Source organism: Rhizobium sp. 3T7 (assembly GCF_020166565.1).
Lineage (GTDB): Bacteria > Pseudomonadota > Alphaproteobacteria > Rhizobiales > Rhizobiaceae > Rhizobium.
In genome coordinates this window covers 75784-98857 of sequence record NZ_JAIQXS010000013.1, presented here as the reverse complement: position 1 = coordinate 98857, position 23074 = coordinate 75784, and the positions used below count along the sequence as shown (strand labels likewise).

General features: G+C 60.5%; 16 protein-coding genes and 1 pseudogene. 6 read left to right on the top strand and 11 right to left on the bottom strand.

What is annotated here, in order from left to right; genetic code table 11:
• The first annotated feature begins 25 nt into the window (after nt 1–25).
• From K9B32_RS18710 to K9B32_RS18685, 6 genes and pseudogenes are all read left to right on the top strand, one after another.
• Nucleotides 26–994, top strand: coding sequence for a nitrate ABC transporter substrate-binding protein (locus K9B32_RS18710; RefSeq protein WP_224564855.1), 969 nt, complete (start codon nt 26–28; stop codon nt 992–994).
• A gap of 60 nt (nt 995–1054) precedes the next feature.
• A complete protein-coding gene (locus K9B32_RS18705; RefSeq protein WP_224564853.1) occupies nt 1055–1942 on the top strand; it encodes an ABC transporter substrate-binding protein in 888 nt (295 codons plus the stop codon).
• Nucleotides 1939–2865, top strand: a complete 927-nt coding sequence (locus K9B32_RS18700; protein ID WP_224564851.1) for an amino acid ABC transporter permease — start codon at nt 1939–1941, stop codon at nt 2863–2865. Before K9B32_RS18705 ends, K9B32_RS18700 begins: the two co-directional genes overlap by 4 nt.
• Complete coding sequence (locus K9B32_RS18695; protein WP_007800729.1) at nt 2862–3641, top strand: amino acid ABC transporter ATP-binding protein; 780 nt, start codon at nt 2862–2864, stop codon at nt 3639–3641. The genes K9B32_RS18700 and K9B32_RS18695 overlap by 4 nt, the downstream gene beginning before the upstream one ends.
• A gap of 72 nt (nt 3642–3713) precedes the next feature.
• On the top strand, nt 3714–4907 hold the full coding sequence (locus K9B32_RS18690) for a M20 aminoacylase family protein (RefSeq protein ID WP_224564849.1): 1194 nt from the start codon (nt 3714–3716) through the stop codon (nt 4905–4907).
• A gap of 291 nt (nt 4908–5198) precedes the next feature.
• Nucleotides 5199–5773, top strand: a pseudogene (locus tag K9B32_RS18685) (substrate-binding domain-containing protein); the annotation flags it as partial.
• 284 nt (nt 5774–6057) lie between these two features.
• Here K9B32_RS18685 and K9B32_RS18680 read toward each other — a convergent pair.
• The 11 genes from K9B32_RS18680 to K9B32_RS18630 form a co-directional block, all read right to left on the bottom strand.
• Entirely contained in the window at nt 6058–8406 is a 2349-nt protein-coding gene (locus tag K9B32_RS18680) for a beta-glucosidase family protein (protein WP_224564847.1), read from the bottom strand.
• Nucleotides 8407–8444: 38 nt separating this feature from the next.
• The gene (locus tag K9B32_RS18675; RefSeq protein WP_007800749.1) at nt 8445–8933 is read right to left on the bottom strand and encodes a MarR family winged helix-turn-helix transcriptional regulator; all 489 of its coding nucleotides are present in this window, start codon (nt 8931–8933) and stop codon (nt 8445–8447) included.
• Between the two features lie 55 nt (nt 8934–8988).
• Nucleotides 8989–9585: a cysteine hydrolase family protein gene (locus K9B32_RS18670; protein ID WP_224564967.1), complete on the bottom strand. Its 597-nt coding sequence runs from the start codon at nt 9583–9585 to the stop codon at nt 8989–8991.
• A 2-nt stretch (nt 9586–9587) separates the two neighbouring features.
• Nucleotides 9588–10637: an ABC transporter ATP-binding protein gene (locus K9B32_RS18665; protein WP_224564845.1), complete on the bottom strand. Its 1050-nt coding sequence runs from the start codon at nt 10635–10637 to the stop codon at nt 9588–9590.
• The gene (locus K9B32_RS18660) at nt 10624–11403 is read right to left on the bottom strand and encodes an ABC transporter permease (protein ID WP_224564843.1); all 780 of its coding nucleotides are present in this window, start codon (nt 11401–11403) and stop codon (nt 10624–10626) included. The genes K9B32_RS18665 and K9B32_RS18660 overlap by 14 nt, the downstream gene beginning before the upstream one ends.
• Nucleotides 11404–11413: 10 nt before the next feature.
• The gene (locus K9B32_RS18655; protein ID WP_224564838.1) at nt 11414–12328 is read right to left on the bottom strand and encodes an ABC transporter permease; all 915 of its coding nucleotides are present in this window, start codon (nt 12326–12328) and stop codon (nt 11414–11416) included.
• Nucleotides 12318–13394, bottom strand: coding sequence for a PotD/PotF family extracellular solute-binding protein (locus K9B32_RS18650; protein WP_007800758.1), 1077 nt, complete (start codon nt 13392–13394; stop codon nt 12318–12320). The genes K9B32_RS18655 and K9B32_RS18650 overlap by 11 nt, the downstream gene beginning before the upstream one ends.
• Nucleotides 13395–13748: 354 nt before the next feature.
• Nucleotides 13749–16004 carry an MGH1-like glycoside hydrolase domain-containing protein gene (locus K9B32_RS18645; RefSeq protein WP_224564836.1) on the bottom strand — a complete coding sequence of 752 codons (2256 nt, stop codon included), beginning with the start codon at nt 16002–16004 and terminating at the stop codon, nt 13749–13751.
• A gap of 17 nt (nt 16005–16021) precedes the next feature.
• Nucleotides 16022–18706, bottom strand: coding sequence for a carbohydrate-binding protein (locus K9B32_RS18640; RefSeq protein WP_224564834.1), 2685 nt, complete (start codon nt 18704–18706; stop codon nt 16022–16024).
• A gap of 13 nt (nt 18707–18719) precedes the next feature.
• Nucleotides 18720–22262, bottom strand: a complete 3543-nt coding sequence (locus K9B32_RS18635; protein ID WP_224564832.1) for a molybdopterin cofactor-binding domain-containing protein — start codon at nt 22260–22262, stop codon at nt 18720–18722.
• Entirely contained in the window at nt 22259–22798 is a 540-nt protein-coding gene (locus K9B32_RS18630; RefSeq protein WP_007800766.1) for a (2Fe-2S)-binding protein, read from the bottom strand. Before K9B32_RS18630 ends, K9B32_RS18635 begins: the two co-directional genes overlap by 4 nt.
• Nucleotides 22799–23074 lie beyond the last annotated feature (276 nt).

Genomic DNA, 23074 nt, shown 5'->3' with positions numbered 1-23074 from the left:
GCATTTCCTGACATGAGTATCTAGAATGACACTGAGCCTTCGAATTGCACTGCGTGACTGGGATTACATGACCCCGCTGATTCTCGGCGATGTCGCTTCCGACAAGCTCGACATACAGGTGGACCGGATCGGAACGCTTGTCTCCCATCTCGGCAAGAGCCCCGACCATGAGGCCGCCGAGATTTCATTCAGCCGCTATACCCAGCTTCGTCATGACGGCGATGACAGTGTCGTTGGCATTCCCAACTTCATCATGCGCGGCTTCCGCCATCGCTGCATCATGACTACGCGCGACAGCGACATCACGACTCTTGGCCAGCTGGCCGGCAAACGCATCGGAGTCACCGGATGGCGCGACAGCGGCAACACGTGGACGCGTGCGGCCATCCGCCGCGAAGGCGTCGAGGTCAAGGACGCGATGTGGTATGCCGGCCGCCTGACGGAGGCACACCCAGTCACCGATCGGCTCGACGGCTTTGGCCAGCCCGGCCTAATCGAAGCCTGCCCCGGCGAACGCCCGATGGTCGACCTTTTGCGCGAAGGCGGACTGGATGCGATCTTTACGCCCTTCATGCCTGATGGCTATTTCGAGCCGGGCTCGCCGTTCCGTCAGGTGCTGGCCGATTTCCGCGCAGAAGAGCGCCAGTATTTCGATGATGTGGGATATGTTCCGGGCATGCATCTGATCGGCATCAAGGCCGAGATCGTTGCCGAGAACCCGTGGGTGATTGCCGAAGTGAGCCGGCTCGTCGACGAATCGCAGCGCATGTGGACCGCCAAGCGCCGCAAGTACGCCGAAACCACGCCGTGGATGTTCGAAGAGGTACTGAAAACGTCGCGCGAGCTGCCCAAAGGCTGGGATGCCAGCGGATTTACCGCCAACCGCAAGATGATCGACGATTTCGCCAGTGAGCTGCATGCCCAGGGCATCATGAAGCGCCACATGACGCCGGAAGAGCTTTTCGCATTCGATACGGATGGCAGCCGGATCTGACCGGCAGTCGCAACCTTCATCTCTCGACAAACGTGGCTTAGTAAAACAAGGGGAATGAACATGTCGCATAAGAAACTCATCGCTCTCGCCCTCGCCGGCGCAGCACTTGCTAGCGTCGCCAAGGCGCAGGACGCATCCATCAAGCTGGACGTCAACAAGGAGCTGCACGATCGCCTGCCGGACGACATCAAGTCCGCCGGCAAAATGATCTCCGTCAATAACGGCTCGTTCCCTCCCTACGAGATCGTCACCGGCACCGTCATGACCGGCGCCAGCGCCGACCTGACGGACGCGATCGGACAGGTGCTCGGCGTCAAGATCGACCATGCGACAGTTGGTGGGCTGCCGGCGCTGCTGGCCGGCGTCAACTCGGGCCGTTACCAGTTCGCCTTCGGTCCGGTCGGCGACTACAAGGATCGCGAAACGGCAAGCGACTTCGTCGACTGGGTGCAGGAATTCGTCGTCTTCGCCACCCTGAAGGGCAACCCGAAGGGCATCACCTCGCTGGACAAGGCCTGCGGCCAGCGCATCTCGGTCATGGCCGGCGGATCCGCCGAACGGGTGATCAAGGTACAGTCGGACAAGTGCAAGGCCGAAGGCAAGGAACCGGTGGAAGTGCAGTCCTATACCGATCAGCCGGCATCCATCCTGGCCGTCCGCTCTAAGCGCGCCGACGCTTTCTTCTCTTCGCAGGCACCGCTGACCTATTTCGTCAGCCAGGCGAACGGCCAGCTGGAACTGAACGGCGTCGGGCAAAAGAACGGTTTTGACGACATTTTCCAGGGTGCCGTCGTTCCAAAGGGTTCGCCGCTCGGCCCGCTGTTCATCGACGCAATTAAGGTTCTCATGGACAACGGTACCTATGCCGCGATCATGAAGAAGTGGGGCCTTGAGAACAACATGATCAAGCAGCCCGGTCTCAACCTCGGTGGACGGCTTCCCAAATGAGCGCGAACACTACGACACATGCGGCGCCTTCGGGCGCCGAGGACTTCCGCGATGTGGCGACGGCCCACACGCCTTTCCGCAGCGGCCCTCTTGCTCTCCGGATCGTGATTGCGCTGGTCGTCGTCGACTTCGGCTGGATCATCGCCGCTAACGAAAACTTCGGCTGGCCGGTTGTTGCCCAGTATTTCTTCGATGCGACGGTCTTGAGCGGTCTTTACGTCAGCCTTGGCCTCACCGTGATCGCCATGATCCTCGGCGTCGCGCTCGGCCTCGTGATCGCGATTGCACGCATGTCGTCCGACAAGCTAGCAAGCTCGTTGGCGTCACTGTTCATCTGGTTCTTCCGCGGCACGCCGCTCCTAGTCCAGCTGATCTTCTGGTACAACATGTCGACGTTGTTTCCGACGATATCGATTTCCCTTCCCTTCGGCCCGACGCTCATCAGCTGGGATACCAATTCTGTGATCACGCCGCTGACCGCGGCGATCGTCGGCCTCGCACTCAACGAGGCGGCCTATATGGCGGAAATCATCCGCGGCGGCCTTCTGTCGGTTGACCGCGGTCAGACCGAAACGGCGGAAGCCTTCGGCATGACCAAGGCGCGAGCCCTATGGCGGATCATTATTCCGCAGGCGATGCGTTCGATCGTGCCACCGACCGGCAATCAGCTGATCAGCATGATCAAGGCGACCTCGATCGTCAGCGTCATCGCCATGGCCGACCTGCTTTATTCGGTTCAGTCGATCTATAACCGCACGTTCGAGATCATCCCAATGCTGCTGGTCGCGGTCATCTGGTACCTACTCATCACCTCGGTGCTGAATATCGGCCAGAGCTATATCGAAGCCTATTACGGCCGCAGCGACCGCCGCAATGGCGCCACGCCCAAGCCGGCCGCCGTCATAGAGGAGGCAAGCCATTGACCATCGTCGATACCGCCAAGCCCCTCGTCCAGGCTCGCAATGTGCACAAGTCCTTCGACCAGCTCGAAGTGTTGAAAGGCATCGACCTCGACATCATGCCGGGGGAAGTCGTGGCCATTCTGGGGCCGTCCGGCTCGGGCAAATCAACCTTTCTACGCTGTATCAATCATCTCGAAGATATCCAGAAGGGATATATCGAGGTTGATGGCGAACAGATCGGTTACCGGGTGAAGAACGACCATCTGGAAAAGCTGTCGCCCACCGGCATTGCCAGGCAGCGCCGCAAGATCGGCATGGTGTTCCAGCAGTTCAACCTCTACCCGCACATGACCGTGCTGCAGAACGTCATCGAAGCGCCAGTCGGCGTCCATCGTGAAAGCCGAAAGGATGCGATCGAGAACGCCAAGCGCCTTTTGGAACGCGTCGGTCTGTCGGAGAAGGCCAATGCCTATCCGCGGCAGCTCTCCGGCGGCCAGCAGCAGCGCGTGGCGATTGCCCGCGCACTGGCGATCAAGCCGAAGCTGATGCTGTTCGACGAGCCGACCTCGGCACTCGATCCGGAATTGGTCGGCGAAGTGTTGGCGACGATGCGGGATCTGGCAAAGCAGGGTCTCACCATGATCGTCGTCACCCACGAGATCAGTTTTGCCCGTGAAGCGGCCGACCGGGTGGTGTTCATGGACGGCGGCGTCGTCGTCGAACAGGGCAAGCCCGAAGATGTGATCGGTAATCCGCAGCATCCGCGCACGCAGGCTTTTCTGTCGCGCTTTCTTTAAAAATCTCCCCGCCTAGCCCCGGCCCCAAAGGCCGGGGCCTTTTGTTTGGATTTTGCTAAGTCTGGAACTCCGATGCCCTCGCAAGACAATCTCTACGCCCGCGTCTCCGATTTCGATGCCATGGAAGCCGAGCTGAAGGCGACCCGCCATCACCTGCACGCCAACCCGGAGCTTTCCTTCGAGGAAACCGAGACCGCCCGGTACGTAGCCGATAAGCTGGAAGCCTGGGGATATGCTGTCACCCGCAATGTCGGCGGCCATGGCGTCGTGGCGACGCTGAAGAACGGCACCGGCACCAAGAGCATCGGTATCCGTGCCGACATGGATGCATTGCCGATCGAGGAAGAGACGGGTGTCGCCTATGCCAGCACCATACCCGGCAAGATGCATGCCTGCGGCCACGACGGCCACACCACGGTTCTTCTCGGTGCAGCCGAATATCTGGCGCGGACAAAACGCTTCAACGGCACAGTGACGTTGATCTTCCAGCCGGCCGAAGAGGCCGGGCAAAACAGCGGCGCGCAACGGATGATCGCCGACGGCCTATTCGAGCGTTTCCCGATCGACGCGATCTTCGGCCTACACAACCACCCCGGCATGCCGGCCGGCGCACTGCTCACCCGATCCGGTCCGATGATGGCGGCCAGTGATACGGTGAAGATCACCATCGTCGGCAAGGGCGGCCATGCGTCGCGACCGCATCTCACCGTTGATCCGGTCTTGGTCGCCTGCAACCTCGTCGTCACGCTGCAGTCGATCGTCTCGCGCAATGTCGATCCAACCCAGACCGCCGTCGTCACCGTCAGCACGATCCATGCCGGCGAAGCGTCGAACGTCATTCCGAACACGGCAAAGATCTCGATGAGCGTCCGCTCGTTCGACCCGGCGATCCGCACTTTCCTCGAGGAGCGCATCCGCACGCTGGCGGCAAGCGTTGCCGAGGGCCATGGCGCAAGAGCCGATGTCGACTATGAGCATGGCTATCCAGTCGTTGTGAATTCGGAAAAGGAAACGGCATTCGCTCGCGAAGTGGCCGAGGAACTGATTGGTGCTGAAAATGTCTTCACATGCCCTCTCCTGCCCGGCAGCGAAGACTTCGCCTATTTCCTTGAGCACAGGCCCGGTAGTTTCCTCCGTCTCGGCAACGGCAAGGACTCGCCGATCCTGCATTCGTCGAAATACGATTTCAACGACGGCAGCCTGACGACCGGCGCGGCCATTTGGGCGCGTCTGGCCGAGCGTTATCTTGACGCTTATTGTAGTTAGGTTGAGTTGTCGAGCCAGAGCTCGACCGCCAATTGAAGCGATGACACCGTTCATCGACAGACACCGGGGTTGTTCGGAGTCGAGCCGATCAGCTGCGATTTCCCCCGTCAAGTCGCGAAGCGCCTGGACGTCGACCGCCTGTCGGTCCGCGCCCGCAACGGATATCACCCCGAAGATCAAGATATGCGGTGGCTACGATGCGAAGTTCCGCGTCCATGGCAACAAAAAAGTCTCGCGGCAATTGAAGCGGGGAAGCTTCGACGTCGCCCGATTTACATGGGATCGATGAGAAGGCAGTCCGGTCGCGGGCGCGCTCCCGCTTCCAAGTGTGCCCCACGAAATTCTGAAACGCCAACCGGCATACCGCGCCAGGTTCAGTCCGTGCTGATCGTCGATTACGTCTTCGACAAGGGCTATCGCCGTCCCGGCTTTATGACGGGGGCGAGAACACTGTCGACGGCAGGCGCCATCATTATGCAAATTCCTGGCGACGGAAGGGTGTCGAAGGCGTCGCAGAATTGGCCGCGGAAAGATACAGCGCCCAGGCCGGCGCCGAAGCGGCACGTACTTATTTGAGTGCAACTTCGCCCGCGTCGCGCATCGATGTATTGATGTGTGAAAATGACATTTTGGCGCTGGGAGCGATGGATGTCGCCCGGAGCGAATTCGCTCTTAGAGTTCCGCAAGACCTGGCAGTCGTCGGCTTCGACAATATCGAGCTCGGCGGCGCCCCCGCCTATGGACTGACAAGCTACGAACAGCCCGCCGGCGAAATGGTCGACGCCATTGTCGCAATGATCACCGGAAAGCGCGACGCTGAAATGGTTGTCATGCAGGGGCGTTTTGTGGCGAGGTCATCGGCATGAAATGTCCCTGGGATCGTCCAATGAGCACCTCGCACTTCTGACCATGATCGAATGGCGTCTACATGGTCAGCTCTTGAAAGGATCATTACCAGCGCCCCCTTGAGACCTATGAGATATGGCATAGTATTTATGGAACTTTGGCAATTTAAACCCTGTCGTAATGCCATCAACCAGACGAACACACCCAAATGCGGAGCGTAGAACAGCGCGACGCTAGGATGCATCGCCCAGCAAGATGGGCGATGCACGGTTCGAATAGCCGGCCACCATCATCTTGACGGAGCCTAATGGTGATGGTCGTTCAATCGAGCGAAGACACTGGCGAGATCGCTCTCCTTGACGCTATCGCCGACATACCAGCTGAGGGTGTCGTAGAAGCCAAGAAAGGAGCCTTTCGTTTTGGCCAGAAGTGCCGTGGCTTCCGCAACAGAAATCGAAAGCGCCGCGATGAAGAAGTCGACGAGGGCGGCCTCGGCCTTCGGATGGGCGAAAACGAGCGCCGTGGGAGAGTTGGGCGAGATGACGGGCAGAGCGGAAGCTTCCGGGCGGCACGGCAGGGTGACGGACAAGCGGATATCGCGGGAGGATGCCGCAGCCTCGATCACGAAAGCCTCCGCATCAAGAACCCAGGCAGAGCGTGAGGTATCGAAATAGCGAAAATCGCGCTGCGTTAGCGTGAAGCTCACCGTCTTCGCCTCGCCGGGCTGCAGATGCAGCTTGGCAAAGGATTTGAGTTCACGGATGGGCCGCTTCAGGCCTGGCGCAAGCGGGCGCACATAGAGCTGGACGACCTCCTTGCCGGCGGCCGATCCGCTGTTGCGGACAGTGACACGCACCCGACAATCCGCAGCTGCGCCGATCTCACGCGCATCGATCTCGATATTCTCATAAGAGAACGTCGTATAGCTGAGCCCATGCCCGAACGGGAACGCCGGGACAATCGCTTTGAGATCGTAGAAGCGATAGCCGACAAAAATACCCTCGCTGTAGACATGGCGTCCGTGCTCGCCGGGATAGGTGTGCCAGCCGGGAATATCCTGCATTCGCGCGGGCATGCTGGCGGAGAGCTTGCCGCAAGGGTTCTGCTCGCCGAATAGAATGCGAGCGAGCGCTTCGCCGCCGCCTTGCCCCGGATAGAAGATGGCAAGCACGGCATGGACATCCTCGAGCCACGGCATCTCGACGGTATCGGGCATCGAGAGCACGACGATGACCTTCCGTCCGGCTGCCGCCAACGCCTTGATGAGAGCATCGTGGCTGGCCGCCAGCCTCAGTGAGTCACGGTCGTTGCCCTCGCCGTGGCGGCTTTTCTCGTTCTCCGCGAACACCAGCGTGACGTCGGCACTCGATGCTGCCTCGACGATCGTTTCGATCGATGCCGGCATGCCGACCGGAACAGTGGAGGAAAATGGCAAATACCTTGCCTTGAGGTCACTTCCCGCCCGGGCGGCGATCTGAACGAAGGGGCTGTCAACGCGATAAGGGTTGGTCGTGGCCGACCCAGAACCCTGAATGACAGGGGTGACAGCGCCATCGCCGACGACGAGGATCTCGCCTGGGCGGCTTGGATCAATAGGCAACACATTGCCTTCGTTGCGCAGCAGCACGATCGATTCCGCGGCGATCTCCCGCGACAGCGCATGGTGCCCGTCAAGGTTCGCGGCCATCCCGCGCCGCTCGTTCAACTTGCATTGGCGCACGAATGCCAGAACCTTCGCGCAGGCAGCGTCGACCGCCTCGGGCGCCACTTTACCGGCCTTGATCGCAGCACTCAGGCGCGCTTTGCGTGGCTTGCTCTCCGGCATGTCGAGATCTGTCCCGGCAGAGAGCGCAGCCCCACGATCCTTGATGGCGTGCCAGTCAGAAACGACAAGCCCGTCATAGCCCCACTCCTCGCGCAGGATTGTGGTGAGAAGCCAGTGATTCTCGGCCGCCTGGACACCGTTCAGCGGATTGTAAGCGCTCATGACGGTCCAGGGCGCGCTCTTTTCGATCGCCCGTTCAAACCCAGCCAAGTAGATCTCGCGCAGTGCCCGTTCATCGACTTCTGAGCTGGTGGTTGTTCGTTCGATCTCGGAATTGTTGCAAGCGAAATGCTTCAGCGAGGCCCCGATGCCGTTATCCTGCAGGCCCGAGATGACGGCCGCAGCAATGTCCCCACTGATGAGGGGGTCCTCGGAATAATACTCGTAGGCACGGCCGGCCAACGGCGTGCGGCGGATATTGATGCCCGGTCCAAGCAGGAGATGGACGCCGAAGTTCTGGCATTCCGCCGCCAGCGCCGCCCCCATCCGATAGGCCAGATCGACGTCCCACGAACAGCCAAGCAGATTGCCGTTTGGGAAGCACGTCGCGGGACGGGTCGTGCCGAACATACCGCCTGGCGCATCGGCCTGCTGGTCGACGAGTTCCAAGAATGCCTGCAGGCTGTCTGCATCACTGTCACCGGCGTCGATTTGGGTCGTCGAGTAACGAACGCCATAGGCGCCGTCGGTCATGACAACAGATGGAATGCCGAGCCGTTCGATCGATCCTGTCTTCCACAGACCACGTCCGCTCAGCAGATCGACCTTTTCGGCAACCGTCATCTGGCCGACAAGCGAGTGGATTTCGTCGTCGCTGGGCTGAAACATCGATACTCTCTCATTTCTAGGCAGCAGAGATGGTCCTGTCAGCAGATCTTCTGCAGGAGTTCCATCAGCATCATCCGCTCGGCAAGCGTCAAGGTGCTCAGCGTTTCTTGCGAAATCTGAAGGGCGATTGATAGATTGCGCGCTACCGTCGCCTCCCCTTCTGCAGTCAACGTCAAAACAAGACGCCGCGCATCGGCTGCATCCGGCGCGGTGTGAACCAGCCCACGCTTGACGAGCCGGTCGACGACGCCCTTGATGGTCGCCATATCCATCGCCGTCTCACGGCCAAGATTGCCCTGGGAACAGGGCTGCAGATCTTTGAGCTTGACCAGCGCTGCCCATTGGGTCGTGGTCAGCTTCTCAGCCATCAGGCCTGTGAAGATGGCGACATGGCGTTGGTTGGCCTGGCGCAGATAAAATCCGATCTGTTCGCCAAGCGCATATTCGGCCTGCGGAGCGTTTGCGTCGGCCGCGGATGAAGGTGCTGCCTTTGGCGAATCGGCTTTATCTTTGAACGGAACGTCCATGGGATCTCTCAAATCTATCTGTTCGTCTTCCAGGCAGGCAACCGCGTTCCCAAATTCATTCTCGCCATAAGTTCAGGATGGCTTCTGTCGACAGAATTTCAATCTGCTCGGAAAGCCTTGGCGCCAAATTCTCGACGACGACTCTGTGCGCCTTCATGTCGCCGCTTGCCAGCGCGTCTTCTGCCAGAACGACACGGTAGCCGGCATCGACTGCATCGAGAACGCTGGCGTAGACGCAAACATCGGTTTCGACGCCCGAAAAGATAATGGTATCGATGCCTGCTGCCTGCAATCGCTCGGAAAAACCGGGCGACCCGAAGACCGAATAGGTTTCCTTGTCGACGAGCGATCCCTGTTGGGCGACCGCCGCAAGCGGTGCGACCAGATCAAGCATCGCGACGTCAAGTTCATCCAGCGTCACAGCCGACCATCGGCGATAATAGTTCTTCCATCGGCCCTTGGCGCTTTCGGGATCCCGCGGAACCATGAAACGGGCGAACACGGTATCGGATGGCCTTGCAGCGCACAGCGTCATCACGTTCGGAAGAATCTCGGCAATCGCCGGCGTGTACCACGCCGTCTCCTCGACAAACAGGCGTTGCATATCGATGACGACATGCAACGTTTTTTTCGAAAACGGCACGGTCGCCATGGTCACTCAGCCACCGGGACCGTGTGTTCCGGAGACCAGCTCAAGGTGATGGTGTCACCATCGCTCAGGACCTTGCCGTCGCGGTTCTGTGCAAACAGCTTGAGCGGCAGTCCGTCCTTGGTTTCCAGGAGATAAGAAAGCACCGGGCCAGCATAAATGACGGTGGTGATGCGCGCCGTCAGGCTGTTGCCGTCCGTCGGGCCCGATCCGATCGACATCTTTTCCGGGCGCACGGCGAGCGTGACCTTCGAGCGGTCGCCGGGTAGTGTCCCGGTGGTTTTCACCACGGTGCCATCGTTCAGGCGCACTGCACCGTTATCAATCGTACCGGTCAGGAAGTTGGAATCGCCGAGAAATTCCGCGGCAAAGCGTGTCAGGGGCCGCTCGTAGACCGTTTCCGGCTCGCCGATCTGGACAATCCGCCCCTTGTCGAGAATGGCGACCTTGTCGGAGAGTGTCAGCGCCTCTTCCTGGTCGTGGGTGACAAAGATCGTCGTAAGACCGCTCTCGCGCTGGATACGCAGCAGTTCGACCTGCATCTCCTGACGAAGACGCCGATCGAGCGCCGACAGCGGTTCGTCCAGAAGCAACACGCTCGGCTTGATGACGATGGCGCGCGCCAGCGCGACGCGCTGCTGCTGGCCACCGGACAGCTGCTTGGGCGTGCGGTCGCCGAAGCCGGGAAGCCGCACCATCTCCAGAGCGCGATCGACTTCCTTGCGAGCGGCCGCGCCCTTGATGCCGCGACGTTCCAGACCAAACGCAACATTCTGGGCGATCGTCATGTGCGGAAACAAAGCGTAAGACTGGAACATCATGCCGATGTTACGACCCCAGACCGGGATATCGGTCACATCGTTGTTGCCGATCGTGACAACGCCCTGGTCCGGCTTGATGAAGCCCGCGACTATGCGCAGAAGCGTAGTCTTTCCGGAACCGGACGGTCCAAGAAGGCTGGTGAAGGAGCCTTCCGGAAACTCGGTGGTGATATCTGACAGGACGGGCGTGGTGCCATAGGTCTTGGCGACGGAATTGACTTTAACGTTTGTCACGGGTGTCTCCGGGCTTGGCGAAGCGCGCGAAAATCAGGATGATCGTCATCGAACCGAGCAGAAGCACGGTCGAGATCGCATTGATTTCAGGGGTGAAGCCCTTGCGGATCGAGGAGTAGATCTGCACCGGCAGCGTGGTGTAGCCGGGCGTTGCGAGAAAGTAGGAAATGACGAACTGGTCGAGCGATACGGCGAAGGCGAAAAGTGCCGCGCCGAGGATACTCGGATAAAGCAGCGGCAGTGTCACCGAGAAGAAAGCGTGGACCGGCGTGGAGCCAAGGCTCATCGCGGCGTCTTCGAGATCGGCACGAATGGTCCGAAAACCGGTACCGACCACCAGAACCACATAAGGGATGGCGAGGGCCACGTGGCCGATCAGCAGGGCATGCATGCCGCGCCCGATGCCGCTCCAGTAGAAGAAGATCAGCATGGCCGTGCCGGTGATCAGCCATGGGATGGCAATCGGTGGCAGAAGCATAAGCTGCAGCAGGCTCTTGCCGCGGAATGTCCGCCGCGACAGCGCCACCGATGCCATGGTCCCGAGCGCTGTCGCCAGCACCGCGGTGATGGTGGCAATAATGATGCTGTTGAGGCCGGCCGTCAGCAAAACAGTGTTGCTCCACAGCGCCTGGTACCATTGCAGCGAAAAGCTGAACGGCAGCTGATAAAGCGGCGAAGCGTTGAAGCCCATCGCCATCATCACGAGAATGGGCGTATAGAGGAAGATGAGGATCGCGATGAGATAGATACGTCCAAGCGGGTTCATGATCCCCTCCTCAAGCTGTCGTGCCACGGCGCAGAACGCCGGAGAAGGTTGCGAAAATGGCGAGCACGACGGCCAGCAGCGTAAAGGACAATGATGCGCCGAGCGGCCAGTTGAAGGCTTGCGTGAACTGGTCTTCGATCACCGTCCCCATGGTGACGCCGACACGGCCACCCAGGATGCGCGGCTCCATGAACGAACCGATGACCGGAATGAAGATCAGGACGGAGCCGGAGATCAGGCCAGGAGCCGCGAGCGGCACCAAAATCTTGAACAGAATGGTCCACCAGCGTGCGCCGAGACTGGATGCAGCCTCTATGATCGCGTCGTCGATTGCCACCAGGGCGATGTAACAGGTCAGGATCATGTATGGCAGATAGCCGTGAACAAGACCGACCACGATTGCATGGCGTGTGTAGAGAAAGCCGATCGATCCGGCCTCGGGCGCAATCATGTGCAGCAGATTGTCGAGGAAGCCGTTTTCCCGGAGCACCATCGTCCAAGAGAACACGCGCACCAGACCGTTGGTCCAGAAGGGCAGAAGGATCAGGATCAGCAGCATTTCGCGCGTCTTGCCAAAGGTCGATCGAACCAGCGCAACGGCGGCGAGAAAGCCGAGTATGGCGCAAAACAGCGTTGTCCAGAAGCCGATCAGCAATGACGTGATGCCGATGCCGACTAGATAGGGCTGATCGATGAAGGCGCGGTACTGCTTCAGCGTAAAGACGATCGGGGCCTTGCCCATCGGTGTCGCCGACATGAAGCTGAACACGAACATAGTCAGCAGCGGCAGGAAGACAGCAAGCGTCAACCAAGCATAAGTTGGCAGCAGCAAGGCCGTCGTCGAAACCCATGACGGGAGCGCGCGCCGACTGCGCGGACCCGAAGGTCCACGCACTAACGCCAATGTCAGTTGGTCATTCTGCATAGAAGGCTTTCACTTCCTGCCATACGTTGTTGAAGGCTTCGCGGCGATCGTCCGGCAGCGCCGACATGATGCCCATTGTCTTCAGGTATTCAGGCTTGTGCACCTGGCGGCTCAGATCGTCGGTCGGAAGCGCGGACAGAGCGGCCGAGTTCGACGACGCCGGAGCACCGACCTTGGTGGCCCATTCCACATAGAATGCCGGATCGATCATCCAGTTGGCGAACACAAGCGCGCCCTCCGCGTTCGGAGCCGACGCCGGGATACCGAGACCATCGACCCAACCGATGCCGCCTTCCTTGGGGACAACGAACTGAACTGGAAGCTTCGAGTTGCGCTTGGAGCGCACCGAACCGCCCGACCAGAAGAGCGACAGGTCGAATTCCTTGGCGGCAAACGACTTGTTCCATTGATCTTCCGTGGACCAGAGAAGCTTAACGTTCGGCTTGATCGACTTGAGTGCAGCCGTAACAGCGGCCAGATCCTTTGGATCGTTGATGTCCTGGCCGCTCATTAGGGCGCCGACGGCAACGTTGATGATCGCATCGTCGTCCATGGCAACGCGGCCCTTATAGGCAGGGTCGGCGAGAACGGCGTAGCTATCGGGAACCGGCATGCCTTCACGGATGGCGAGCGAGGTCATGCCCCAGACCCACGGAACTGCGAAGCCCTTGCCGTCCTTGCTGAAGTTCGGGTTGGAGCGCAGGTTCTCATCGACCGTCGCTGCGTTCGGAACCTTGCTGAAATCGATCGGCTGCAGCAGATCTTCGGCAACGGCCTGGGCGCAACGCGCGGCGTTGAGAACGACGAGATCGTAAGCGCCCGGATTGGTGCGCAGTTTGGTCAGCATCTCCGATTCCGAGCTATAGTAGTCGTGAACGACTGCAATGCCGGTCTTTTCGGTGAAAGCCTTGACGGACCATGCTTCGTCCGTGCCGTAGCCTTGCCAGTTCAATACCGTGATGGTGCCAGCCGAAAAGGCCTTGCGCGGCAGGCTGGAGAAACTGACGCCAGCGACGAGCGCTGCGGACATCAACTTCATCGTATTGCGTCTGGTGAGTTCAGTCATTGTGGCACCCCTCTTGAACATACACAGTTATAGACGATCGCGACCGCAGTCAGCGACCTCAACGGATCGGCTAAGCCGAAAACAGGCGACATGCCAGGCACATCTAATTGTTTGTATGCAAACTATCATCAGAGGAAATCGAATATTCGAACACGCATTTTCCGGGCAAGTGGAAACCTGCGCCGCACAGCTGCGGAACATCGTTTCATAGACGGATAATAGCGTATAACGCCGATAGAAAGCCAACTTCAATCATTCGATTTGTCGCCGACCTCAGTTCAAACCCTCTGATATTAGTATCAGTCTTTTCGTTTTTTATTTGTATACAAACTATTGATGAGGAATTGACTTGTGTCAAGCGCTACCTTGCGTGGGGAGCGGCTCGCGTGGTGAAAAATAGACGTCGAGTTGGCGGTCACGGGCGCTCTCGGCAATCATGAGGCGTATACCTTGCTGTGATGCAACAAAGGCGACATTCTCCCCATCCAGACGGACAGCAACGACCTGACAAATGTCCAGGTCAGGCAGCTCGATATAGCCATCTTCGGCGGTTGGAGCGACGGTGCAGGCAATCCGCCCTTCTGCGATGGTGATGCGCGAGAGCGTGGTCCGCAGGTCGGTCCTGAGCGCGGTCCGGCCGTTCAGCGTCAAGGCAAGAATGCCTGCTTCAACGGCCAGATGCAGCGTTCCTGACGGCGACACCATCGGCCCGAGAGCGACATCCCGCCCAGTGTTGCGCACGGTCCAGCCCGTCCAGGGATCGAACTCGACGATCTCGCCGGCGGCCATCAGAGGCAGCATCGCTGCCCAGATGTAGAACGGGTCGGTATCGCCCTGGTCCATCGCCTCGCCGGTCACCGCATTGTAGTTTTCAGAGGCGATGCGATCCTCGCGCCAGGACTTCATGAAGAGGTCGTAGCTCTGGGCGGCAAGTTTGCTCGCTTCCGCAACGAAGCCATAGCGGCGCAGGCCGAGCCAGACCATGTAGTTAACATTCGGCCAAATGCGTCCGCGCCAGTAGACATTGTCGGCGAACGCAGGATCGTCGCGCGTAGCATTCGGAAGAACGTAGTCGCCGCCGAACGTGCTTTCATCGCTCAGATGCTCGAGCAGGCGGGCGGCCTGCACTGGCGTGGCCGCGCCGCATAGCAGCGGGTAGAAGCTGGTCGGCGATAGCGACCGCACGAAGCCACCGCGCCGCTGGCGATTGGCGAATATGCCACGGCTTTCGTCCCACAGTGTTTCCGAGATCAGCTTGCGGCTGCGCTCGGCAAGGGCGGCGAATTCGCGTGCATCTTCGGGCTTGCCGAGCACCGCGGCCATTTTCGACAGCATCTCGGCGTCGAGAGCCGCTGCACAGTTGAGGCCGAGGTCGAACGTCGACAGGGTGCGGGTGACGGGATCGTAGACCGCCTCGTCATGGGTCGCGGAATTGTCCATGCCGGTTTCATTGCGCGCGGCAAAGGCAGTCCCCTTGTACAGGCCCTCGCCAACATCCGACGTACCGCAGGAAAGCAGCCCTAAACCATCCGGATCGCGGTTTTCCTGCCACCAGCGCCGATTGCGGACCAGCGCATCATAGCTTGCCTGGATCATCGAGCGTTCGCCGGTGCGCTGATACAACTGCCAGATCACCAAAGCACCGAACGGAAGCTGCGTACGATCGACCCATGCGTCGTTGGAGGTGACGATGCAGGCGATATTTCCCTGCGGCGTCGCACTCGCCACCGCAGTGGCCATATTCTCGCGCGCCAGATCCGCGTCGAAGACGCCGGCCAATAGAGCCGCGAAAATCTGGTCATTGTACCAGACCGCGAACTTCCCGAGGTTCCAGATCCGCGTCACTGCCGTATAGGGGCGCGCATTGATTTCGTCCCAGATCGTGTTCCAGGCGACCACATCGCGGATGGCGTCGAGCGCGCCTTCGAACACGCCTGCCTGGACATCGCCGATTTCGGCGGGCGCACCGGCAGCGAGACAGGCCTGCGCCTTCGAAATGGCAAGCTCCGCGCTATCGGCAACGCCTGCGGCATAGGCGCCCTTGCGCATCATTTCGAGATTGAAGCGCAAGGCGATGACAGGTGCCTCGTTCTTGCGAGTGGCGGTGTAGAAGTAGCCGTTCTCCTCGAAATCCGCGCACAATGCGTCGATCGTCTCGTGGCCGGTGACATGGATCGGCGGTTCGGAGGTCGCGACCGCCACGAACCGGGTGCCGATCTTCAAGAGAGTGACGTTTCGCCCTGCATCATGGACGGCTAGCTCACTGCCATCGGACGAGATCGCCAGCGTCACCCAGAAGCGCAGCCCCCATTCGGCCGAAACCTTGCCGTCCCAGCTGCCGCGAACGGCGAAGGGATCGGTCTTCGTGGTCGAAAAGGCCACGGTCGTGCCGCTGTGATCGGTCTCCAGCTCGATCAGCGAGCCGTCGATCGTGTGGCGCCCCAGCCGGACCGAGTCGCGGCGCGGTTCGATGACAGAGGTCGACTTGCTGCGGGTCGAGTACAGAATCGGCGTGATCCGCACGCCGAGGGGCAGGAAAACCATTTCGGCCGGCCGGTTGGACCAGCTGTTCCAGGCGCGCATCAGGGGGATCGTCGAATGTTGTGGCATGGCTAGGTGGTTTCCGGTCAGTTTGTCTGCGGGATGAGTTTCGGTGCTGCGGTCAATCCGCTCTTGTCGAGGCTGTCGCCGAGATAGGGTGTGTTGCGGTAATAGCGATTTGCGGCCGTGTTGGCGACGCGCAGTTCCAGCGAATGAACACCGGAGACCAACCGACCCAAGGCAAAACGATAGGGCCGCCAGCCGCGGCGATCGATCTGCCTGCCGTCCAGCCACACGGCGACCACGGTATTGACCTCAGGCAATTCTAGGACCCAATCGGCCTCATCGCCTATTTCCAGCGTCAGCCGATAGATGCCGGTACCGGACAAATCGGCAAAGCCCTGCATCTCCCAACCTGATAGCACCGAAATCGGCACGAACTCTAAACCGGTGCCCGGCGCAAAGCTCCAACCGTCGACAAGCGATATCGCGTGTCCAGCATCAAGAAGCGATTGATCCGAGAGTTGACCTTGGATCGTTGCCTTCTGCAGCACTTGCCGCAGCCGAATGCAACGTACTTCCTGTGGTGCGAGCGTGACCGCCAGACGACCGAAGGTGGACGCCTCATTCACCTCGCCTGTCGTCGCGGCCCAAACCTCACACTCGAAGCCGTCTCCGAAGGAGATCTCGCTTACGAGCTCCGTTGAGCAATCGTTGAACAGCACGACACGCCACCAGCCGTCGGGCTCGTATCCGACCCATTGCCATGGCTTGTTCCCGGAGCGGCAGACCAAGTCGGGACCGGACGACGGAAGCGACTGCAACAGAGCGATCACATCGCTGTCGCCGGGCATTCCTTCGACATGCACTGAAACCTCGACGGCATCCCGTATTGCGCTATCGCAGACGGTGGACAAGTGATCGCCCGACGACCAGATGACACCGCCCGCAGCCTTGAAAGCATCAAGGGTTTGCAACGTCGCCTTAGTCTCCAGCACGGTCACAGATGGCAGGACGACCGCATCGAAAACCAAGCCCGATGCCAGGAGACGGCCACTCTCTATCGTTGCAGTCGCAAGATCAGCCTCACTCACCAACATGAAGTCGCGTCCCTGCGTCAGAAGCTTTTCGCACCATGCGCCGATGTGGGTGGCATGTGTGTGGCGCGGGCCTTCTGCGAACGCAGTCTGAAGCGGATAGAGGATTGCAACGGGGGTACGGGGTTTGGCCGGCTCGATGAAGGCGGAGATGCGTGCGGTCTCCTGCGCGAACAGATCGTGATAACTCCACCACGGCTCGAAATTGATGCCCGGCCCGAAATCAAAACGCGGATTGGCAAAGGGCGTCGGATCGTCGTCGTGACCATCGCTCTGGTAAACGCCGTGCCAGAGAAACTGTCGGGTGCCGAGGCAATAGAGTCGGATCGCTTGCGCGCGCATTGTCTCCAGCGTCAGCTCCCATTGGCCGGCGGCGCGCACGGGCGTTCGCTCGGCGCTGGCATAGGTCTCCACGACACAGCGGCTGCGGCCATTCGAGCGGGCAACGGAATCGCCCAGCTTCGGCGCAAGCTGGGCAATGAAATTGTTGGAATCGACCGCCGTCTCATGCCTGAAAGCGTCGATGCCGAAGAAATCCACAGCGAGCGCAACCCTGGGGTCTATGCTGGTGAAACCGCCGTTCAAAGACCACGCGCTGATATGCGGTAGGATCTCGTGTCCAGTCAGCGCGATGCCCTTGCCCTCGGCCCATCGACGCAGCGTGCCAGAGAAGGCATCGTTCATCAGGGCTGAATAGGCAGCATAGAATTGCGCGCGCAGCCGCAAGGTTTCAGGCCCGACATCGCGCAGCAGCCCCAGCAGCGTCTTGGCGAACGGCTGGCCCGTGCTGTGCAAAGCGGCATCCGGCAGCGTCGAAGCAAACAGCAGACTGTTGCCGAGACTGCCCGAAATCTGATCCCACTTGTAAAACCCGGCCGCCGGCTGGTCATAGAACACGAAGCCGACGGGATCAGGCACGAGATTACCAAGCGCTTCGACGAGCGGATCAAGCCCGACGTCGATGAACCGCTCCGCGGCTTCCGGCAGGAGGTAGTTGATCAGCCGGGAGGTCGTGGAGCGCGCGCTGATGAAGACCGTCAACGTCTGGCCGTCTTTAATCTCGCCGTCGAATGCGTAGGTGCAGGAAACATCGTCGCTTCTAACGACCGATGTCTGTGTGATCACATCGACAATCTCGTCCAGACCGCCAACCTCATCGGAGGAATGCAGCAGGGCGGACGCGACCACCCATTCGCACCACTCGACCCGACCGCCTTCATATTGCCACGCGAAAATGTCCGGCCCCATCTTTTGCGTGAAAGGCGGATGGATGCCGCTGATCTGCCCCTCAGCCTGCTCGGACGAGGCCCAGAACAGGTGGCGTTCGCGCACCGCGTCACAGCCCGCAACCGTGCGCCCGCCGGCGTGACCGCTGATCCAGTTGTAGTCGTCATAAATGCCGAGCTTCAGGCCAAGCTTACCGGCGATTTCGGCCGCAACGCGATAGGCATTGAGGTAATCAGGCGACAGATAATCATCCCGCGACATCGCAAGACGCGCCTGGATGAGGATGGTGCCGATCCCCTTCAGTTTGAAATCGTCGAGCTGTGCGTGGCAGACCTCCTCCGTCGGGATCGAATGCCAGAACCAGTAGGCCGAGGGCCGAAAGGCGGCTGTCGGTTTTTCGAACACGCCGCGGTGGTCGATATCCTGTCCGGTTCGGATCTGGGCCAACTCGTCTGCTCCCTCAGTGGCTCGATGCCGTGACGCGCTGTATGGCGTTTGTCGTCTCCGTCCAGGCCGGCTTGTCAGGAGCAAAGCGCGCCCTGAGATAGGCGGCGAGATCCTTGATCTGGCTTTCGTTCAACGTCTCGCGAAACGCCGGCATCGACATCACCTCTGGGCCTTCGCGGCCGGTGGTTTGCGCAAGGATCGCCGGCGCCTCGACGCCGTTCAGGATCGCCTGGATGAGATTGTCGGGTGTGTCTGCATGCAGGTTGCTGCTGAGGGCAAGCGACGACAGGATAGTGTTTCCGGTATGGCAGGTGGCGCAGGCGCCGTTGAAAAGCCGCTCGCCCTTCGGTGAAATATGCGCAGCAGAGGCCTTGGCGGCTTCGCTCGCCGCAACGGCCGCTTCACTCTGTGCCTTGGTGTCGGCAGGCGTTTCGTTCAGGCTTGCGAGATAGGTTGCCATGGCGCGGATATCGGTATCCGGCAGCGGCTGCATCACTTCGACGACATGCGCCATCGGGCCTGCCGCGCTGCCATGATCGCGCGAGTGACCGGTGCGCAGATAGTCGTAGAAAGCATCGGCGGTCCAGCCGACCGGACCCTTGGCGAAGGCATTCAAGGCCGGCGCTTCCCAGCCATCGGCAAAGCCGCCGGAAAGCTTGGCGCTGCCGCTCTTTTCCGCGCCGAGCACGTTTCGATCGGTGTGGCAGGCCGAACAGTGGCCGAGCGTTTCCACTAGGTAAGCGCCTCTGTTCCACTGTGCATCACGGGCCTGGTCGTATTTGAACGGCTCCGCCTTCAGGAAAAGCGCGTTCCAGCCCGCCATGATCGCGCGGATGCTGTAGGGGAATTTCAGTTTCGTCTCCGGCGCCTTTTTGGCAACCGGGGCCTGCGTCATCATGTAGGCATAGAGCGCCTGAAGATCAGAATCATCGGCACCCGCAAATGATGTGTAGGGGTGGGCGGGATAGAGGTGATGGCCGTCACGACTCACGCCCTCGCGCATGGCCCGCTCGAAGGCCGGATAGGACCACGCGCCAATACCGTTTTCGGTGTCCGGCGTGATATTGGTGGCATAGACCGCCCCAAAAGGCGTGTCGAAGCGTCGGCCGCCAGCAAAGGGCGTGCCGTCGGGGCCGACATGGCACACATTGCAGGCACCGGCAGCAACCGCCAGCCGTCCACGCTCGATGGTGGCGGCGCTATAGACGTTGGTATCCGGCCGCTGAATGGTGCTGATTGCCGGTCGCCATGGCGAGGACACGGTGACGACGCCGGACAGTGCCGCGACAGCACCGACGGCGGACAGACCGATGTTCCACCACTTACGCTTATTCGCGGGCGGGGCGGAAGGGGTTTCATCCTTCTTGCCGTTCAGCGCAGCGAGCACCAACTCCGGCGTCAATGGCAATTCACGGAAGCGAATGCCGGTGGCGTCATAGACCGCGTTGGCAATTGCCGAGGCACTGGGAACGGAGGCGGACTCTCCGACGCCGAGCGGCGGTTCGTCCTGCCGCGGCAGCATCAGCACGTCGATGGCGGGGACCTCGGGGAAGGTGATCAGCGGATAGCCGCCCCATTCCTTCGACTGCACGGCCGTCGACGAGAATTCGACCTTCTCCTTCAGCACCCGGCTGGTGGATTGAATGATATTGCCATGGATCTGGTGGCGCACGCCATCGGGATTGATCATCATCCCGGAATCCTGCGCGCAGGTGACCTTGGTCACCGCGATCTCGCCGGTCTTCTTGTTGACGGCGACATCGGCGACCCAAGCGGCCCATGCGGCGGCCTTGCCCGGGAACGGCCCGTGGACGTAAACGGCATAGGCAAACCCGCGCCCATAGAGCAGGTCGCCCTCGCCGCCGAGGGTGCCCCATGCCGTATGCGGCACCCACTTCGCCCGTTCGGCCAGCGCATGCACCAGATCGACGGCGCGTGGATCGTGGAGATAGCGAAGCCGATACTCGATCGGATCGACGCCGGCGGCAGCGGCCAGTTCATCAATGTAGCACTCGTGGGCAAAGGTGTTCGGCATCGCCGAGACGCCACGGAACCACGATGCACGCGCTATCGGTGGCATGTCATGCACGGTCACGCGAAGATTGCCATAGGCATAGGGCGGGATCGCAGTGCGATCGCCCATCTGCACGACATCGGAGATCGGCGCCACCTTGCCGGTGAGGATCAGGGAGAGCGTCGGGGCGAGATTGGAGGGATAGCGGGTTTCGAAATCGTAGGCAGACGGACCACCCTCCAGATCGAGACCGCCGCGCACATCCATGATCTGGGCGGCGCCCTTCGGCTCCCAGGCATGTTCCTGCTCGCGGGTCAGTTGCACCCGCACGGGTGCCTTGACGGCGCGCGACAGCAGTGCGGCGTCAGCCGTGACGTCGTCGGCGCAGTTACGGCCATAGCAGCCCGCAGCTTCCAGCCGCTCGACCTGGATGAGATCTTCCGGCATGTCGAGAAGGAGTGCCAGATCGCGGCGCATGGGGAATGGGTTCTGCGTGCCCGACCAGACCGTGAGACCTGTCTCGGTATAGTCCGCCACCGCGCAGGACGGACCGATGGAGCCGTGCATCTGGTAGGGCCATACATACGTGCGGTTCATCGACTGGGCGCTGCCGGCCAGCGCCATATCGACATTGCCAAGGTCGGCAAGCTTGCGCGGCCTCGCCGGGTTGGCTCGAATCGCCTTTTCAGGTGCGTTCAGATCCGGCCACTCGGGCGGCGCGCGCCAGACGACCTTCAGGCTCTTGGCCGCCTCGATGGCGATCTCCTCGCGGGTCGCGACGATACCAACAAAATCGCCGATGGCGACCACGCCGACCAGCCCCTGAATATGCGCGACCGATCCTTCATCGATCGAAATCAGGCTATTGCCGACATGCTCGCCGTGATCGAAACCGGCATAGGGAGGGCGCAAGACCCGACCGTGCAGCATGCCGGGCACGCGTACATCATGCACGTAGGTCCAGCGCCCGGTGGCCTTTTCAGGAATATCGACACGCGGACGCGACGAGCCGACGAGCCGATAGTCTGCCGCCGGCTTTAGCGCGGCTGTCTTGTCGATCGACAGCCTCACATGGTCGCCGGCGATGATGTCGCCGAAGCTGAGCTGCCAGTTCTCGCCGCCATCCGTACGAATGATGCCATCGTCCACGATCAGCCGCTCAAGCGCCACGCCAGCCTTGTTTGCCGCCTTGGCGAGCAGATAATGGCGGGCGGTGGCGGCGGCCTGGCGCAGGGGAATGGCAGTGATCTGAATCGTTTCGCTGGCGATCGTCGCACCCTGATTGGGGGCAGCCGAGGTGGCGCCGAGCACCATATCCACCTGCTCGAACGGCACGCTGAGCTCCTCGGCTACGATCTGCGCCAGCGAGGTACGGATGCCGGTCCCGAGATCGACGTGACCGTTGAATGCGGTCACACGGCTATCCGCACCGACCGCGATGTAAAGCTCTGCGGCATCGCCCAGCGACGCATCATTGACGATGAGCAGCATGTCTGTAGCGGACATATAGGCGGATTTTGGCATTGCGCGGTGATCGGTCATGGAGAAACCTCCTTCACGGCGTCCAGCGGCACGGGATCCGGCATGGGTCGGCGCGCACGTTCGGCTTTGGCATAGCCGACGGCCCGCCTGGCTGCAGCGAGTATTTCCATATGCGTCCCACAGCGGCAGAGATGATGGCGCAGCGCTTCGCGAATGTCTTCCTCGTTCGGATCAACATTGCGATTGAGCAGGGAAGCGGTGGCAATGATCATGCCATTCAGGCAGTATCCACACTGAGCGGCGGCCTCGTCGATAAAGGCTGCCTGGACCGGATGCAGATGCTCGGGTGTCCCGAGGCCCTCAAGCGTGGTTACGCGGCGCGCGCCAACCGCACCGAGCGGCACCGTGCAGGACCGGACGGCACGACCGTCCACGAGAACGGCGCACGCCCCGCATTCCCCGAGCCCACAACCGTATTTCGGGCCGTTGAGAGAGAGATCGTTTCTTAGGATGTAGAGAAGTGGTGTTTCCGGGCTTGCTTCGACGCTCGCTACGGCATCGTTCACATTCAAACTGAAGCAAACTGGCAGTGTCAAAGCAGGCCCTCCGCACCGGAGAACGAAACACAGACCACGCCTTTTTCCATCGGCCGAACCGCTACGCAGCAGACATCGCGCGGACGCCCACAAATCATAACGATGCGACAGTCACCGACTCTTCGCATCTATTGCCCCTTTTATTTTATTAAAAAGCGTATACGCTTTATAGTGACCGATGACAAGTCGGATTTAGCGATTACAATTTCCCTAGTATATTCAATTGACGAAGGAATTTCTGCGCAATTTTGATGAAAATCAAAGCCTCGCTATTGC

Coding starts and splice junctions, on each gene's coding strand:
- K9B32_RS18675 (WP_007800749.1), bottom strand. CDS start 8,933: ATGGACGTTCCGTTCAAAGATAAAGCCGATTCGCCAAAGGCAGCACCT.
- K9B32_RS18700 (WP_224564851.1), top strand. CDS start 1,939: ATGAGCGCGAACACTACGACACATGCGGCGCCTTCGGGCGCCGAGGAC.
- K9B32_RS18670 (WP_224564967.1), bottom strand. CDS start 9,585: ATGGCGACCGTGCCGTTTTCGAAAAAAACGTTGCATGTCGTCATCGAT.
- K9B32_RS18705 (WP_224564853.1), top strand. CDS start 1,055: ATGTCGCATAAGAAACTCATCGCTCTCGCCCTCGCCGGCGCAGCACTT.
- K9B32_RS18655 (WP_224564838.1), bottom strand. CDS start 12,328: ATGCAGAATGACCAACTGACATTGGCGTTAGTGCGTGGACCTTCGGGT.
- K9B32_RS18660 (WP_224564843.1), bottom strand. CDS start 11,403: ATGAACCCGCTTGGACGTATCTATCTCATCGCGATCCTCATCTTCCTC.
- K9B32_RS18635 (WP_224564832.1), bottom strand. CDS start 22,262: ATGACCGATCACCGCGCAATGCCAAAATCCGCCTATATGTCCGCTACA.
- K9B32_RS18690 (WP_224564849.1), top strand. CDS start 3,714: ATGCCCTCGCAAGACAATCTCTACGCCCGCGTCTCCGATTTCGATGCC.
- K9B32_RS18710 (WP_224564855.1), top strand. CDS start 26: ATGACACTGAGCCTTCGAATTGCACTGCGTGACTGGGATTACATGACC.
- K9B32_RS18680 (WP_224564847.1), bottom strand. CDS start 8,406: ATGTTTCAGCCCAGCGACGACGAAATCCACTCGCTTGTCGGCCAGATG.
- K9B32_RS18645 (WP_224564836.1), bottom strand. CDS start 16,004: ATGCCACAACATTCGACGATCCCCCTGATGCGCGCCTGGAACAGCTGG.
- K9B32_RS18650 (WP_007800758.1), bottom strand. CDS start 13,394: ATGACTGAACTCACCAGACGCAATACGATGAAGTTGATGTCCGCAGCG.